A 15,571-nucleotide genomic window follows, 5' to 3' on the forward strand; every position below is an offset into this window, starting at 1 on the left:
TCCGTCCGGGAGCAGGTGCAAAGACAGGCTGCACACCATCAACATGAATACCCAAGAGGCGAAGATCGTCCTCGAGACGGCGCTGATCTGCGCGCAGGAACCGTTGCGCGTCAACGATCTGCGCCGCCTGTTCGACGATGACGTCGGCGCAGACACCATCCGCGTGCTGCTGGACGAACTGCGCCAGGACTGGCGCCCGCGCGGCGTGGAACTGGTGGCGCTGGCAAGCGGCTGGCGGTTCCAGAGCCGGCCCGAAATGCGGGAATACCTCGACCGCCTGAATCCGGAAAAACCGCCAAAATACTCGCGCGCGGTGATGGAGACGCTGGCGATCATCGCCTACCGCCAGCCGGTGACGCGTGGCGATATCGAGGAAATCCGCGGCGTGACGGTCAGCACGGAAGTGATCAAGAAGCTTGAGGACCGCAGCTGGATCGAGGTGATCGGCCATCGCGACGTGCCGGGCCGTCCGGCGTTGTATGCCACCACCAAGGCGTTCCTGGACGACCTCGGGCTGCGCACGCTGGACGAACTGCCGCCGCTGGAGGATGCCCAGGCGCAGGCGCAGGCCGCCTTGCTGGAGCAGCAGGCGATCAATTTCGAGGACCTGGCGGCTAACAAGCCGGCCAGCGCCGACGAGGAGGCCTTTGCCGAGCCGGCCGACACATCGGCGGCGGAGCCGGCGCCGGCGGGCGAAGAGGAACCGGCCGCGCCCGAAGACGGCGCCGATGGCTTTGAGGCGCAGCCGCTGCCGGCGGCTGCCGAGGCGGTGGCGGATGTGGGCGATGCCACCGAACCGGCCGCATCCGATCCGGACGGGGCGCGGGACCAACTGCCGGACGACGGCACCCCGCCGCACCCGAGCGAGCACGACGAGCGCGTGCCGAACTGAACAACATGCAACATCCGATAGTGAATATCTTGTCTGATTCCGTTGAGCAAGACGCCCGTAATGCGGGCGCATCCGCCGACACCAGCGCCGCAGAACCCGGAACGGGCAGCGACGCCGCGCCCCGCCGCAAGGGGCTGCGCCGCGGTCTGAGGAACCTGGTGGCATCGCGCCGCCAGGCCGCGCAGGACCGCGCCGAGGGCGCCGAAGGCGCCGGCGCGGCCGGCCAGGGCGATGCCGGCGAGGCGGGTGCCGCGGCAAGCGCGGGCCCAGCAGGTGCCGGGCGTGGCGCCCAGCGCGGCCGCGGCAAGCGCAAGACGGGCCAGGGGGAAGGCGGGCAGGGCAGTCAGGGCGGCAGCAAGGCGGACAAGATCGACCGCGCGGCCCGGGCTGAAGGCGCCGACAAGCCGGAGCAGCCAGGTCGCAAGCGCAAGCAGGCCCCGCGCAGCGGCAAGCCCGCGACGTCCGCCGACACCGTGCGCCAGCAGGGCCGGCGCAAGGATGGCGGCAAGCCGCAGGCACCGCGCAAGGGCCAGGCCGGCGCCGACAAGTCCGCGGCGGGCAGCGAAGACCTGTTCCGCTTCGTCATTTCCGAACAGTACGACAGTGAAGACACCGTCATCCCGCGCACCAAGGCCAAGCCCGTGCGCGAGCTGTCCGCAGATGACGACGCGCCCAAGCTGCACAAGGTGCTGGCCGAAGGCGGCCTCGGCTCGCGCCGCGAGATGGAAGAGTTGATCCTGCAGGGCCGCGTCTCGGTCAACGGGCTGCCGGCCCATATCGGCCAGCGCATCCTGCCGGCCGACCAGGTCCGCGTGAACGGCAAGCTGATCCACCGCAAGGTGTCGTCCAAGCCGCCGCGTGTGCTGCTGTATCACAAGCCTGCCGGCGAAATCGTCAGCCAGTCGGATCCGGAAGGCCGTCCGACCGTGTTCGACAACCTGCCGCGCATCAAGACCGGCAAGTGGGTTGCGGTGGGCCGCCTGGACTTCAACACCGAAGGCCTGCTGATCTTCACCACCTCGGGCGACATTGCCAACCGGTTCATGCATCCGCGCTACGGCGTCGAGCGTGAATACGCGGTGCGCACGCTGGGGGAACTGGCCGAAGCCGACCGCCAGCGCCTGCTGCACGGTATCAAGCTCGATGACGGCGAGGCCAATTTCCTGCGCATTGCCGACGGTGGCGGCGAAGGCGCCAACCATTGGTACCACGTGGCACTGACCGAAGGCCGCAACCGCGAAGTTCGCCGCATGTTCGAGGCGGTCGGCCTGACCGTGTCGCGCCTGATCCGCACCCGCTACGGCCAGTTCCTGCTGCCGCGCGGCCTCAAGCGCGGCCGCTGGCAGGAAGTCGAGGCGAACGACGTCAAGACGCTGATGACCAGCGTCGGCCTGAAGGTGCCCGGCAAGGGCGAGCAGGCGCCCAAGGGCGCCACCAAGGTGGGCGGGCGCAAGCAGCGCACCGAGGCGGCGATTGCCGGCATGCCGATGCATACCGGCATGGACGGCCTGCCGCGCTTCGAGCAGGGCGGCGCCCGCGGTGGCGGCGGCCGCAGCAGCCAGCCCGATCCGATGAAGACGTCGATGGGCTATATCAGCCATGGGCCGACGCTGCTGACTTCGCACGCCGCCAACCTCGGCGGTGGCCGCGGCGCCGGTGCGCGCCAGGGGCGTGGCGCCGGCGCGGGCATGGGCGGCATGGGCGGGGCGAGGGGACAGGCCGGCCAAGGGCAGGGCAAGACTCGCCGCGGTGGCGAAGCCAATGGCAACGTGATGCCGAAGGCAGCGAAGTCCGGCGGCAACCGTTCGCCGCGTGGCGGCGGCGGCAATCGCGGGGGCAACCGCGGCGGCAATCGTTAAGCGCTGTATGCGGCGCACGGTGGGCGGAACGCCTGCCGGCGCCGCGTGCGGTCCGCGGTAATGTCTGGCTTTTGCCTTTTCGACATAATCCGCGTATAATTCAAGTCTATTCAAAAAGCCATCCTCGTCCGAGGATGGGCGAATGATGGGCATTGCGCCCATTTTTTTTTGGTTCGCCCGTTTTTCGGTGTTTCCGCCTGGGCGGAAGGGGTGGCGGACAGGCAGCGCTGCAGCAGGGTCGTCCCGGACGGCACCGGCGGGTTTGCCTGCCACGGTGTTGATGGCCATTACTCGGGATAACAGTGCATCTGGCAGATTTGATCGAAACCACCCTAAGCGGCATGGGATATGAGCTGGTCGAGCTCGAGCGTGCCCCGGCCGGATTGCTGCGTGTCTATATCGATCAGCCTGAAACCGGCATTGCCATCGAGGATTGCGAAAAGGTGAGCCGCCAGCTCACCCACGTGTTTACGGTCGAGAACGTCGACTATGAACGCCTCGAGGTCTCGTCGCCCGGACTGGACCGGCCGCTGAAGAAGCTGGCCGACTTCATCCGCTTTGCCGGCGCGGAGGCGCGCGTGACGCTGCGCCTGCCAGTCAACGGACAGAAGAACTTCACCGGCATCCTGCGCGAGCCCACCGGCGCCGCGGGCGAAGAGAAGATCGGCCTGGAGTTCGAGGGCAAGGATGGCCTGGCGCTGCTGGAATTTGCCGTATCCGATGTCGACAAGGCACGCCTGGTGCCGGTGATCGACTTCAAAGGAAATCAAAGAAAAGGGAACAAGCAATGAGCCGCGAAGTTCTGTTGCTCGTCGATGCGCTTGCGCGTGAGAAGAACGTCGACAAGGATGTGGTATTCGGTGCCCTGGAGGCGGCGCTCGCCTCGGCCACCAAGAAGCGTTTCGAGGAAGACGTGGATATCCGTGTCGCGATCGATCGCGAGTCGGGCGAGCATGAAACCTTCCGCCGCTGGCTGGTCGTTCCCGACGAACTGGGCCTGCAGGAGCCGGACAAGCAGATCCTGCTGTTCGAGGCCCGCGAGGAAAACGCCGGCATCGAGCTGGGCGACTATATCGAGCAGCAGATCGAATCGGTCGAGTTTGGCCGCATCGGCGCGCAGGCCGCCAAGCAGGTGATCCTGCAGCGCATCCGCGATGCCGAGCGCGAGCAGATCCTGAACGACTACCTCGATCGCGGCGAAAAGATCATGACCGGTACGGTCAAGCGCGCCGACAAGAAGGGCCTGATCGTCGAGTCCGGCCGCGTCGAGGCGCTGCTGGCGCGCGACCAGATCATCCCCAAGGAAAACCTGCGCACCGGCGACCGTGTGCGCGCCTATATCCTGAATGTGGACCGCGCCGCGCGCGGCCCGCAGATCGAGCTGTCGCGCACCGCCCCTGACTTCCTGATCAAGCTCTTCGAGAACGAAGTGCCGGAAATGGAACAGGGCCTGCTGGAAATCAAGGCGGCTGCCCGCGACCCGGGCGTGCGCGCCAAGATCGCGGTGGTGGCGCACGACAAGCGTATCGACCCGATCGGCACCTGCGTGGGCGTGCGCGGCACGCGCGTCACCGCGGTGCGCAACGAGATCGGCGGCGAGGCCGTGGATATCGTGCTGTGGTCGGAAGACCCGGCGCAGTTCGTGATCGGCGCGCTGGCACCTGCGCAGGTGCAGTCGATCGTGGTCGATGAAGAGAAGCACAGCATGGACGTGGTGGTCGACGAGGAGAACCTCGCCGTCGCCATCGGCCGCAGCGGTCAGAACGTGCGCCTGGCGTCCGAGCTGACCGGCTGGCAGATCAACATCATGACGCAGGAAGAATCGGCGCAGAAGCAGGCCGAAGAGAGCGATGTCGTGCGCAAGCTGTTCATGTCCAAGCTGGACGTGGATGAGGAAGTCGCGGACATCCTGATCGAGGAAGGCTTCTCCACGCTGGAAGAAGTGGCTTATGTCCCCATCAGTGAAATGATGGAGATCGAGGCCTTTGACGAAGACACCGTCAACGAGCTGCGCAATCGCGCGCGTGATGCGCTCCTGACGATGGAACTGGCCCGGGAAGAAAAGGTGGAAGAGGTGTCGCAGGACCTGCGCTCGCTCGACGGCCTCAACCCGGAACTGATCGGCAAGCTGGCCGAAGGCGATATCCATACGCGTGACGACCTGGCCGAACTGGCCGTGGACGAGCTGGTCGAGATGACCGGTGTCAGCGAGGAAGAAGCCAAGTCGCTGATCATGAAAGCACGGGAACATTGGTTCAACTGAGGGACACGCCCTGGCCGCTGAAACCGGGCAGGGCGCGCTTTCCGCAACAATTTGTCCCGACGTAGAAACCAAGCATTGAAAGGGTTTGAATGGCAAGCACAACAGTTGCCCAACTGGCCGCAGAACTGAGTCGCAGCGCAGCTGCCCTGCTGGAACAATTGCAGGCGGCTGGGGTGGGCAAAGCGACGCCAGAAGACATCATCACGGAATCGGATAAGACCAGGCTGCTGGACTATCTGAAGCGCTCGCACGGCCAGGCCGACGACAGCGCCCGCAAGAAGATCACACTGACCAAGCGCGAAACCTCCGAGATCCGCCAGTCGGACGCCACCGGCAAGACCCGCACGGTCCAGGTGGAAGTGCGCAAGAAGCGCGTGCTGATCAAGCGCGACGACGCTGCGCCGGAACCGCAGGCCGATGGTGCCGAGGCCCAGGCCCAGGTCGTCGACGCCGCCGAGGAGGCGCGCCGCGAAGCGGAAGAGCGCCGCCAGGCCGAACAGCTGGCGCGCCAGGAAGCCGAGGCCAAGGCCGCCCGCGAGGCCGCCGAGCGCGAGGAAGCCGAGCGTCGCGCGCGTCAGGAGGCACTCGAGGCCGAACAGCGCCGCCAGGCCGAACTCGCTGCCCGCAAGGCCGAGGAAGAGGCTGCCGCGTCGCGCGCCGTGACCGAAGCCAACGAAGACGCCTCGCGCAAGAAGGCCGAGGACGAGAAGGCGCGCGTCACCGCCGAACGCGCCGAGGCGCAGAAGGCCGCCGACGAGGCCAAGGCTGCCGCCGACAAGGCCCGCGCCGAGCAGGAAGTCGCCGCGCGCAAGCGCCGCGAGGCTGCCGAAGCCGAGGCTCGTGCGATCCAGCAGATGCTGAACGCGCCGGCGCGCGTGCTGAAGGCGCCGTCCGAGCGCAAGGCCGAGGAAAAGAAGGCCGAGCAGACCGGTACGCTGCACAAGCCGGTCAAGCCGGCCGGCACCGAAGCCAAGCCGGGCGAGAAAAAGCCGGTGACCGCCACCGCCGCCACCACCACTGACAAGAAGGGCAAGGTCGTCAAGACCGGCACTTCGTCGACGTGGCAGGACGAAGGCAGCCGCAAGAAGGGCAGCGGCCTGAAGACGCGCGGCGATTCGTCGGGCGGCGTGGGCGGCTGGCGCGGTGGCCCGCGCGGCCGTGGCGGCCGCCAGCAGCAGCATGACGACGGCCGCAGCAACTTCCAGGCGCCGACCGAACCGGTGGTGCGCGAAGTGCACGTGCCGGAAACCATCTCGGTGGCCGACCTGGCCCACAAGATGGCGGTGAAGGCATCCGAGGTCATCAAGCAGATGATGAAGCTCGGCCAGATGGTGACCATCAACCAGGTGCTGGACCAGGAAACCGCCATGATCGTGGTGGAAGAAATGGGCCACAAGGCGTACGCCGCCAAGCTGGACGATCCGGAAGCGCTGCTGGTGGTCGACGGCGAAGAGCACGAGGACGCCGAACTGCTGCCGCGTCCGCCGGTGGTGACCGTGATGGGTCACGTCGACCACGGCAAGACCTCGCTGCTGGACTACATCCGCCGCACCAAGGTGGCCGCGGGCGAAGCCGGCGGCATTACGCAGCATATCGGTGCCTACCATGTGGAAACCGACCGCGGCGTGATCACCTTCCTGGATACCCCGGGTCACGAGGCCTTCACGGCCATGCGTGCCCGCGGTGCCAAGGCCACCGACATCGTGATCCTGGTGGTCGCGGCCGACGACGGCGTGATGCCGCAGACCAAGGAAGCAATCGCGCACGCCAAGGCTGCCGGCGTGCCGATCGTGGTGGCGATCAACAAGGTCGACAAGCCCGAAGCCAACCCGGACCGCGTCAAGCAGGAACTGGTGGCCGAGCAGGTGGTGCCGGAAGAATACGGCGGCGATTCGCCGTTCGTACCGGTGTCCGCCAAGACCGGCGCCGGTGTCGAAGACCTGCTGGAGCAGGTGTCGCTGCAGGCCGAAGTGCTGGAACTGAAGGCACCGGTGGACGCCCCGGCCAAGGGCCTGGTGGTGGAAGCCCAGCTCGACAAGGGCAAGGGCCCGATCGCCACCATCCTGGTCAGCAGCGGCACGCTCAAGCGTGGCGATGTGGTGCTGGCTGGCAGCGCCTACGGTCGCGTGCGCGCCATGCTGGACGAGAACGGCAAGGCCACCAAGGAAGCCGGCCCGTCGATCCCGGTGGAAATCCAGGGTCTGTCGGAAGTGCCCGCCGCCGGCGAGGAAGTGCTGGTGCTGCCGGACGAGCGCAAGGCGCGCGAAATCGCGCTGTTCCGCCAGGGCAAGTTCCGCGACGTGAAGCTGGCCAAGCAACAGGCCGCCAAGCTCGAGAACATGCTGGAGCAGATGGCCGAAGGCGAAGTCCAGACGCTGCCGCTGATCGTCAAGGCCGACGTGCAGGGCTCGCAGGAAGCGCTGGTGCAGTCGCTGCAGAAGCTGTCTACCGCCGAAGTGCGGGTGCAGATCGTGCACGGCGGCGTGGGTGGCATCTCCGAATCCGACGTCAACCTGGCGACGGCCTCGAAGGCGGTCATCATCGGCTTCAACGTGCGTGCCGATGCGGGCGCGCGCAAGTTGGCCGAGCACAACGGCATCGATATCCGCTACTACAACATCATTTACGATGCGGTAGACGAGATCAAGGCGGCGATGTCGGGCATGCTGGCGCCGGAGAAGCGCGAAACCACCACCGGCACGGTCGAGGTGCGCCAGGTGTTCCGCGTGCCGAAGGTCGGCGCGGTGGCCGGCTGTATGGTCACCGACGGCGTGGTCAAGCGCAATTCGCTGGTGCGCGTGCTGCGCAACAACGTGGTCATCCACGACGGCGAGCTGGATTCGCTCAAGCGCTTCAAGGACGACGTCAAGGAAGTCAAGCAAGGCTTCGAGTGCGGTCTGTCGATCAAGAACTTCAACGATGTTCAGGAAGGCGACCAGCTCGAGGTGTACGAAATCACAGAGGTGGCGCGCACGCTGTAAGGCGTCGCAAGCAACGGCAGGCTTCGGCCTGCCGTTGTCATCTCGACCAGACTGTATTGCATGGCCAAGAAAGGCAATATCTCCTCCCGCAATCTCCGCATCTCCGACCAGATCCAGAAGGACCTGGCCGAGATGATCCAGCGCGAACTGCGCGACCCGCGCCTCGGCCTGGTCACGCTGCAGTCCGTCACGCTGACCCCCGACTACGCCCACGCCAAGGTGTACTTCACCGTGCTGGGCGCCGAAGCGGCCGCAGCCGAAGCCATCCTCAACGAGAAGGCCGGCTACCTGCACTCGCTGCTGTTCAAGCGCCTGCACATCCATACGGTGCCGACGCTGCATTTCCATCACGATACCTCGGTCGAACACGCGATCGAGATGTCCCGGCTGATCAACGAAGCGAACGCCACGCGTTCGAAAGACGAAGACTGATGCCGGCGCCCATGCCGACGGGCATGGGCTATCCCGGCGCGGTCGCCGCGCGTTCCGCATCGCCGCCTCCCGCTTGTTCCCGATGACCGATTCCAACGCCAACCGTCCGCCGCGCCTGCCGCGCCGCGAGGTTCATGGTGTGCTGCTGCTCGACAAGCCGCTGGGGCTGTCGTCCAACGACGCGCTGGTGCGCGCCAAGCGCCTGTTGCGCGCGGCCAAGGCCGGCCATACCGGCACGCTGGATCCGCTCGCCACGGGGCTGCTGCCGCTGTGCTTCGGCGAAGCCACCAAGTTTTCGCAGGACCTGCTGGAAGCAGACAAGACTTATGACGCCGAAGTGCGGATGGGCGCGCGCTCCAGCACCGGCGACGCCGAAGGCGAGCTGCTCGACGTGCGCGCGGTCACCTGTGACCGCGCCGCGGTGGAGCAGGTGCTGGCGCGCTTCGTCGGCGAGATCGATCAGGTGCCGCCGATGCATTCGGCGCTGAAGAAGGACGGCCGTCCGCTGTACGAATACGCGCGCGCCGGCCAGACCGTGGAGCGCGCGGCGCGCCGCGTCACGATCCGTTCGATTGCATTGCTGGACTGCGCCTTGCCCGAGGCCCCGTCGTTCACGATGCGGGTGACGTGCAGCAAGGGCACCTATATCCGCACGCTGGCCGAGGACATCGGCGAAGCGCTGGGTTGCGGCGCGCACCTGACCGGACTGCGCCGTATCGCCGTGGGCGACCTGACCCTCGACGGCGCGATGACGCTGGCCCAGATCGAAGCACAGGATGATGCGCAGCGCCCGGCCATGCTGGCGCCGGTCGACGCCCTGCTGCAGAAATGCGTGCCGGTGCAGCTGGATGCGGCGGCGGCGGAGCGCTTCCTGCAGGGCCAGCGCATCGCCCAGCGCGACCTGCCGGCCGGCACCGTGCTGGCCGAGCAATGCCTGGCGCGGGTCTACGCCGGCGAGCCGGCGCGGCTGCTGGGTGTGGCACGCATGCGCGAAGGCGCGTTGCGACCGGAGCGGCTGGTCAAGCTGTGATGTGCGGAGGGGGGTGGCACCAACGTAGCCGCCGCCCGACAGCCATTACTCCAGCGTGACCTTGGCCGTCTTGATCACCTCAGCCCACATCTTGCGGTCCTGCGCGAGGAACCCGGCAAAGTGCTCGGGCGTGTCGCCCACGGGCTCGGAGCCGAATTCGGCCATCTTCTTCCTGACTTCCGGATTTGCCAGCGCCTTGACCAGGGCCTGGTTGTAGCGGGCCACGATCGCCTTCGGCAGGTCCTTTGGCCCGAAGATGCCTTGCCAGGTCGGCATGTTGAAGTCCTTCAGGCCGCTCTCCGCCAGCGTCGGCACCTCCGGCAGCAACGGCGAGCGCTTGCTGCCCGTGACCGCCAGCGCCTTGACCTTGCCGCTCTTGGCGAGCGCCGCGGCGGTGGTGATGTTATCGACCGTCATGGCGATATGGCCGCCCATCAGGTCGGTGATCACCGGGGTTGCGCCCTTGTACGGCGCATGGACCATGTCGATGCCGAGGCGGTGCAGCATGGTCTCGGCGATCAGGTGGTTCGAGGTGCCGACACCAGCGGTGCCATAGGTGACCTGCGGCGTCTTTTTGACGTACGCGGCAAAGTCGGCCATGGTCTTGACCGGCAGGGCCGGGTTGACGATCACGACGTTGGGCTGCGTCGCCAGCATGGCGATGGGGGTGAAGTCATCCGCCTTGTACGGCGTGCCCTTGGGATTGAGCACGTGGGTCACCGCCATCGCGCCCGCGGCGCCCATGCCGATGGTGTAACCGTCGGCCGGCGCCTTGGCCAGCTTGTCGGCGGCGATATTGCCGCCCGCGCCGGGCACGTTTTCCACCACCACCGGCACGCCCAGGCTTTCCGACAGCGGCGCCTGCACCAGCCGCGCCAGCAGGTCGGCCGAGCCGCCGGGGGCAAAGCCCACCAGCAGGCGCACCGGCTTTGCCGGCTTCCATTCCTGCGCCTGCGCGGCCGGGGCCATCGCGGCGGCCAGGCCGATCCACATCATGCCGCTTGCCAGCGGCTTCCTCCACTTTCCTACCTTTTCCATGCCTTCCAGCTCCAGCAGTGTCATGGGCAATCTGTCAGCGGGCTTGCCCTTACCCGGAATGCGTTGGTGGCGTGCGCGGCATCAAGCGGCCGCGCCGCCCAGTACCTGTCCCAGCAGCCGTGCCACCATGCGGTTCGACAGCAGCACCGGAGCCCCCGCATGGCGTGCCACCGTGGCGCGCATGGCTTCGGTGTAGCCCATGCAGTGCATCACCACCAGGTCGCAGCCGCGCAGCGCCGCGCCCGCCTGCGCGAAGCGGCCGGTCGCGCTATCGGCAATATCGGTATAGGGCGATGCGTGCGTGACGCGCAGTTCGCAGGGCACCGGCTGGATCAGGTGAAAGCCGCTCACCTGCGCCTCCAGCGGCAGCACGATGCCCAGACGCTTGCAGCCCTGCGCCAGCGCAACGGTCAGGTGGTCCACCACCTGTTGCGGTTCCAGCACCAGGGTCTGCATCGGCGGCAGCGCGGTGCCGGTGCACAGCGGCACCAGCGCGTTGAAGCGGCCATCGTCGAGCGAGGTCAGCAGCCGCGCCAGCATGGCCTCGGCCACCGGCTTGCCCATCACCGCCTGGGTGCCATCGCGCAGGCGGCTGGCGAAGCGGTACTCGCCGGCGGCGGGCGCCAGCGCGGCGATTTCGTCCGCGCCCAGCGCGTCGAGGATGCCGAACTCTGCGACCTCGGCCGGCAGGCCCAGGTCGGCCATCATCTGCGGCACCACGTCGGTCCGCGGCGACTGCCCGATGGTGACGAAGGCCACGCGCGGCAGGCGTGGGGAGTCTGCTGTCATGCTTGGATCCCTACGGTCTGCAGGTGGGCGAGCGAGCCGTAGCGCCGCTGCAGTTCGGCCCATTCCTCGGCATCGTAGAAGGCGCATTGGCCCTCGCCGAACTGCTTGGCGACCTCGATGCAGAAGCGCGTCGCCACATCGATGTCGAAGGCGTTGGTGACGCCGGTGGCGCATCCGGGCACGGTGGTCTGCGCGGTCAGTGCCACGCCCACCACCGGCGCCGCGGTGACGATGGCTGGCTGCATGATCGAATTGACATGCCACAGGCCATTCTCATACGGGGTGATGTCCTGGGTGGTCAGCGGCAGTACCGTCGGCAGTTCGCCGCTGACCCAGCCCATCAGGTCCAGCATCCGCTCCGGCAGGCGCAGCAGCCAGCCTTGCCTGGCCACCGGCGTCAGTGCCACGCCGCGGCGGTTGACAAAGCGGTTGCCGCGCGTGGTGTCGACCGACAGGATCGCCGCCATGTCGGGATGCACCTCGTGCGACATCATCGTGCGCATCGCGAAGGGCGATTTCATCATCGGCACCGGCTGGTGCGGCCGCGTGGCGGCGTGCGGGCAGATGTGGGTATGGATCCGCACCGGGCCGGCCAGCACATCGCCGCTGGCGGCCATGTCGGCCAGCTTGAGCGCGGTGGCGACGGCGACGATGGCGCCGTCGGCATCCGACACCAGGCCGGTCACGGCAGGGCGCGCGCCGACGCCGCCGAGGCGGCCGACCACGCCCAGCGCGGGCGCATCGGGATTGCGGCCGGGCAGCGTGCAGGCGAGGAAGTCGGTGTAAAGGCCGTGCTCTTCCACGCGCGTCACCGTGACGTCGCGGATGCCGCGGGCGCGCAGCAAAGTGGCAACGGCTGCGCCGTCGACATTGGCTGCGGACAGCAGCTCGATCGATTCAATCACCTGCTTGATGGACATCTTGCTTGGGGTTCCTTGCTTGCGTTACGGAATGGCGATGGGTCAGGTGGCAGCGGCACAGGCCGGCACTGACAATGCCCCCGGGGGCGACGTCCACGATTTGCTGGCCAAGGAACCAGCGGGCGCGATGCGCGCCGCCCATCTCCATGCGATCGCCCGCGACGCGCACCCAGTTGCCTTCAGGCAAGCCCAGCACCGGCGTCTGCGGCTGCAGCACCGTGAACTCGGCCAGCCGCTGGTCGCGCGTTTCGCCGCGGAAGCCGGGCACCACCAGGTTGAAGTAGTGGGGGTTGATCTGGAACGGCACCAGCCCGAGCGCGTCGAGGCCGCCGGGGTCGGCAACCGGCATGTCGTTGGTGGTGCGGATGGTCGGGCAGGCGACATTGGTGCCGGCGCTCCAGCCGATATAGCGTGCGGCGCCCGCGGCCACCTGGCGCGCGATCACGGGCAGCAGGCCGCGCTCGCGCAGGCATTGCAGCAGACGGAAGGTGTTGCCGCCGCCGATGACGATCAGTTCGGCCGCTGCCACCGCCCGCACGCAGTCGGCATCGGAGAGCCGGTGCGGCGATTGCGCGGCGATGCCAGCCGGGGCCAGTGCGTCGCGCACCAGCGCTTCGTAGCTGTCCCAGTCGCGCGTGACGCCGGCGAACGGCAGGAAGCAGGCGCGGGTGCGGCCGCCGGCCAGTTCGCGGATCGCCTCGTGGGCATGGACGAGGTAGCCCGCGTCGCTGGAGGAGTTGCTGAGTAACAGGAGTTCCATGGGTTTGAGCTGCCGGAATGACTAGTTGGCGGCGGTGTCGCCGGGATGGAGCCAGAGCGGATCGCCGAGGCGCTGCCCCAGCGGCGCCACCGCCTGCACCAGGGTTTCGCGCAGCGCGCGCGCCTGGGTCTGGCTGACCTGCATCGCGGTGAAGGACAGGCATAGCCCGCGCACGTCGCCGGAGAGCGGATCGGCCAGTGTGGTGGCAACGGCGCCGATGCCCGGCATGCCTTCGTTGACGGCGATGGCGCTGCGCTCGGCGCGGGCCGTAGCCACGCGCTCGCGCAGCTCGGCTACGGTGGCGGGACATCCGGCCGGTGCGTCGGGCAGCTTGCGGGCGCCGCTGGCGCCATAGCGCGCGCTGAATTCGGTTTCGGGCAGGCGCGACAGCAGCACGCGGCCCATGGCCGTGGTGAAGGCCGGCCGGCGCGCGCCCGGCGGCGACAGCACCTGCACCGGGTTGCTGCCGTTCAGGCGCTGCAGCACCACGGTGTCGGTGCCATCGAGCATCGACAGGTAGGCCGTGAAGCCGGTCGAATCCGACAAGGCGGCGAGGATCTCGCGGCACTGGTCGTCAAAGGGGTGCGCCTGCGTGGCCGCCTGCGCCGCGCGGATCACCAGTGCGCCCGGGCGATAGCGGCGCGTCGACGGCTGCAGCTCCAGCAGCCGGTAGCGCACCATCTGGGCGAGCAGGCGCGACGCCGAGCTCTTGGCCAGCCCCAGTTCATCCAGCACATCGTTGAACGTGATCTCGTGGCGGCCGTGCCCGAACAGCTCCAGCACGCTTTCCACGCCTTCAAGAATGCTCACTTCGCCTCTCCACCTACGTTCATTGCTTTGGTTCCGTTTTTTGGAACCAAGGTTCCATAATTCGGTTAGCGCATCATAGGGGGATGGGGGCCGGAGCACAAGGGGAGATTTCCCTTGCCGGATACGGGCAAAAAAAATGGCCCCGAACCGGGGCCATTCCATGCATCGCCGAAGCGGGCGCTCAATGCGCCGCCATTGCGTCCGCGGAGCCGCCACCGCCACCCTTGGCCGGTCGCGTCAGCCAGACAAAGCCGATCAGCACGAAGAACAGCATCCCCGAGATCCAGAAGATGTCGTTGGCGCCGAGCATGGCCGCCTGCTGGGTGATATTGCGCTCGATCACGCCAACCGCCTGCGCCTGGCTCATGCCCATCTGCATCAGGTGGTTGAGCTGGTCGTGGTAGGCCGGGTTGTACGGGTTGACCTGCTCGACCAGCTGCGCGTGGTGCAACGCCGAGCGGTTCTCCCAGACGGTGGTCGAAACCGACGCGCCGATGCCGCCGAAGGTAATCCGCACGAAATTCGACAGGCCCGAGGCGGCGGGGATCCTCTCCGGCGGCTGGCCCGACAGGATGATCGAAGTCAGAGGGATGAAGAACATCGCCATGGCCGCGCCCTGGATCAGGGTGGGCACCATCAGCGCCCAGGTATCGACCTGCGTGGTGAAGCCCGAGCGCATCAGGCTGACGATGCCGAAGGTGATGAAGGCCGCGGTCGCCACCCAGCGCGCATCCATCTTCGGCAGATTGCGCCCGATCACCGGCGACAGCAGGATCGCGAAGATGCCGACCGGCGCCATCACGATGCCCGCGTCGGTCGCGGTATAGCCGACGATGGTCTGCAGCCACAGCGGCAGGATCACCAGGTTGCCGAAGAACAGCCCGTACGCCACCGAGATCGCGACCACGCCGGAACTGAAGTTGCGGCCCTTGAACAGGCTGATGTCGACAATGGGATGCTTCTCATAGGTTTCCCAGGCGAGGAAGAACAGGAAGCCGACGATCGCCACCAGCGTCAGCACCACGATCTCGGTCGAGTGGAACCAGTCCAGCTCCTTGCCCTTGTCCAGCATCAGCTGCATCGAGCCGACCCAGATCACCAGCAGCGCCAGGCCGATGCGGTCGATCGGCAGCACCTTGGTGGGCGTCTCGCGGTCCTTGTAGATGGCCCAGGTGGCGTAGGCGGTGATGATGCCCACCGGCACGTTGATGTAGAAGATCCACGGCCAGGTCATGTTGTCGGAGATCCAGCCGCCCAGCAGCGGGCCCATGATCGGCGCCACCAGCGTGGTCATGCCCCATAGCGCCAGCGCCATGGTGCTCTTCTGCGGCGGGTAGCTCGACAGCAGCAAGGACTGCGACAGCGGGATCATCGGGCCTGCCACGGCCCCCTGCAGCACGCGCGCGGCCAGCAGCGTCTCGAGGTTGGGCGCGACGCCGCACAGCCACGACGCCAGCACGAACAGCAGGATCGAGGTGATGAACAGCCGCACCGCGCCGAAGCGCGTGGTCAGCCAGCCCGTTAGCGGCACCGAGATCGCATTGGCCACCGCGAACGAGGTGATGACCCAGGTGCCCTGGTTCGGCGCCACGCCCAGATCGCCGGAGATCGCCGGGATCGACACGTTGGCGATCGACGAGTCCAGCACGTTCATGAACGTGGCCAGCGACAGCGCGATGGTGCCGAGTACCAGCCTGCCGCCGGTCAGCGGCTGCGGCTGCTGCGGCATGGCCCGCGCCGGCACGGGAGCGGCGCCCGGCGGCGCGGCCGGTGCGGCGGAAGGGGAGGCTGCCATGA

Annotated in this window: 13 protein-coding genes; 7 read left to right on the forward strand and 6 right to left on the reverse strand. The window is 67.5% G+C overall.

Annotated features, from left to right (window positions below):
• Positions 1-43 precede the first annotated feature (43 nt).
• The 7 genes from scpB to truB all read left to right on the forward strand — a co-directional run bounded on the left by scpB (position 44) and on the right by truB (position 9,457).
• Positions 44-892: an SMC-Scp complex subunit ScpB gene (scpB, locus tag MKD50_RS07250; protein WP_252666735.1), complete on the forward strand. Its 849-nt coding sequence runs from the start codon at positions 44-46 to the stop codon at positions 890-892.
• Positions 893-897: 5 nt separating this feature from the next.
• Positions 898-2,751: a 23S rRNA pseudouridine(2605) synthase RluB gene (rluB, locus tag MKD50_RS07255; RefSeq protein WP_252666736.1), complete on the forward strand. Its 1,854-nt coding sequence runs from the start codon at positions 898-900 to the stop codon at positions 2,749-2,751.
• Between the two features lie 302 nt (positions 2,752-3,053).
• The gene (rimP, locus tag MKD50_RS07260) at positions 3,054-3,542 is read left to right on the forward strand and encodes a ribosome maturation factor RimP (RefSeq protein WP_252666737.1); all 489 of its coding nucleotides are present in this window, start codon (positions 3,054-3,056) and stop codon (positions 3,540-3,542) included.
• On the forward strand, positions 3,539-5,014 hold the full coding sequence (gene nusA, locus MKD50_RS07265) for a transcription termination factor NusA (protein WP_115703598.1): 1,476 nt from the start codon (positions 3,539-3,541) through the stop codon (positions 5,012-5,014). The genes rimP and nusA overlap by 4 nt, the downstream gene beginning before the upstream one ends.
• Positions 5,015-5,103: 89 nt before the next feature.
• On the forward strand, positions 5,104-7,995 hold the full coding sequence (infB, locus tag MKD50_RS07270; protein ID WP_252666738.1) for a translation initiation factor IF-2: 2,892 nt from the start codon (positions 5,104-5,106) through the stop codon (positions 7,993-7,995).
• A 60-nt stretch (positions 7,996-8,055) separates the two neighbouring features.
• A complete protein-coding gene (gene rbfA, locus MKD50_RS07275) occupies positions 8,056-8,427 on the forward strand; it encodes a 30S ribosome-binding factor RbfA (protein WP_116356737.1) in 372 nt (123 codons plus the stop codon).
• An 82-nt stretch (positions 8,428-8,509) separates the two neighbouring features.
• Positions 8,510-9,457, forward strand: a complete 948-nt coding sequence (gene truB, locus MKD50_RS07280) for a tRNA pseudouridine(55) synthase TruB (protein ID WP_252666739.1) — start codon at positions 8,510-8,512, stop codon at positions 9,455-9,457.
• 45 nt (positions 9,458-9,502) lie between these two features.
• Here the strand turns inward: truB and MKD50_RS07285 are convergent, their stop codons facing one another.
• The 6 genes from MKD50_RS07285 to MKD50_RS07310 form a co-directional block, all read right to left on the reverse strand.
• Entirely contained in the window at positions 9,503-10,495 is a 993-nt protein-coding gene (locus tag MKD50_RS07285; protein ID WP_252666881.1) for a Bug family tripartite tricarboxylate transporter substrate binding protein, read from the reverse strand.
• A gap of 81 nt (positions 10,496-10,576) precedes the next feature.
• On the reverse strand, positions 10,577-11,284 hold the full coding sequence (locus MKD50_RS07290; RefSeq protein WP_252666740.1) for an AroM family protein: 708 nt from the start codon (positions 11,282-11,284) through the stop codon (positions 10,577-10,579).
• Entirely contained in the window at positions 11,281-12,204 is a 924-nt protein-coding gene (locus MKD50_RS07295) for a DUF1177 domain-containing protein (RefSeq protein WP_115703588.1), read from the reverse strand. Before MKD50_RS07295 ends, MKD50_RS07290 begins: the two co-directional genes overlap by 4 nt.
• Positions 12,182-12,964, reverse strand: a complete 783-nt coding sequence (gene pepE / locus MKD50_RS07300; protein WP_252666741.1) for a dipeptidase PepE — start codon at positions 12,962-12,964, stop codon at positions 12,182-12,184. Before pepE ends, MKD50_RS07295 begins: the two co-directional genes overlap by 23 nt.
• Positions 12,965-12,985: 21 nt before the next feature.
• The gene (locus MKD50_RS07305) at positions 12,986-13,774 is read right to left on the reverse strand and encodes an IclR family transcriptional regulator (protein ID WP_240072264.1); all 789 of its coding nucleotides are present in this window, start codon (positions 13,772-13,774) and stop codon (positions 12,986-12,988) included.
• A gap of 181 nt (positions 13,775-13,955) precedes the next feature.
• Positions 13,956-15,569 carry a DHA2 family efflux MFS transporter permease subunit gene (locus tag MKD50_RS07310; RefSeq protein WP_371925297.1) on the reverse strand — a complete coding sequence of 538 codons (1,614 nt, stop codon included), beginning with the start codon at positions 15,567-15,569 and terminating at the stop codon, positions 13,956-13,958.
• Positions 15,570-15,571: the final 2 nt, after the last annotated feature.

Source organism: Cupriavidus mimosae (assembly GCF_023952485.1).
GTDB classification, from domain to species: domain Bacteria; phylum Pseudomonadota; class Gammaproteobacteria; order Burkholderiales; family Burkholderiaceae; genus Cupriavidus; species Cupriavidus taiwanensis_C.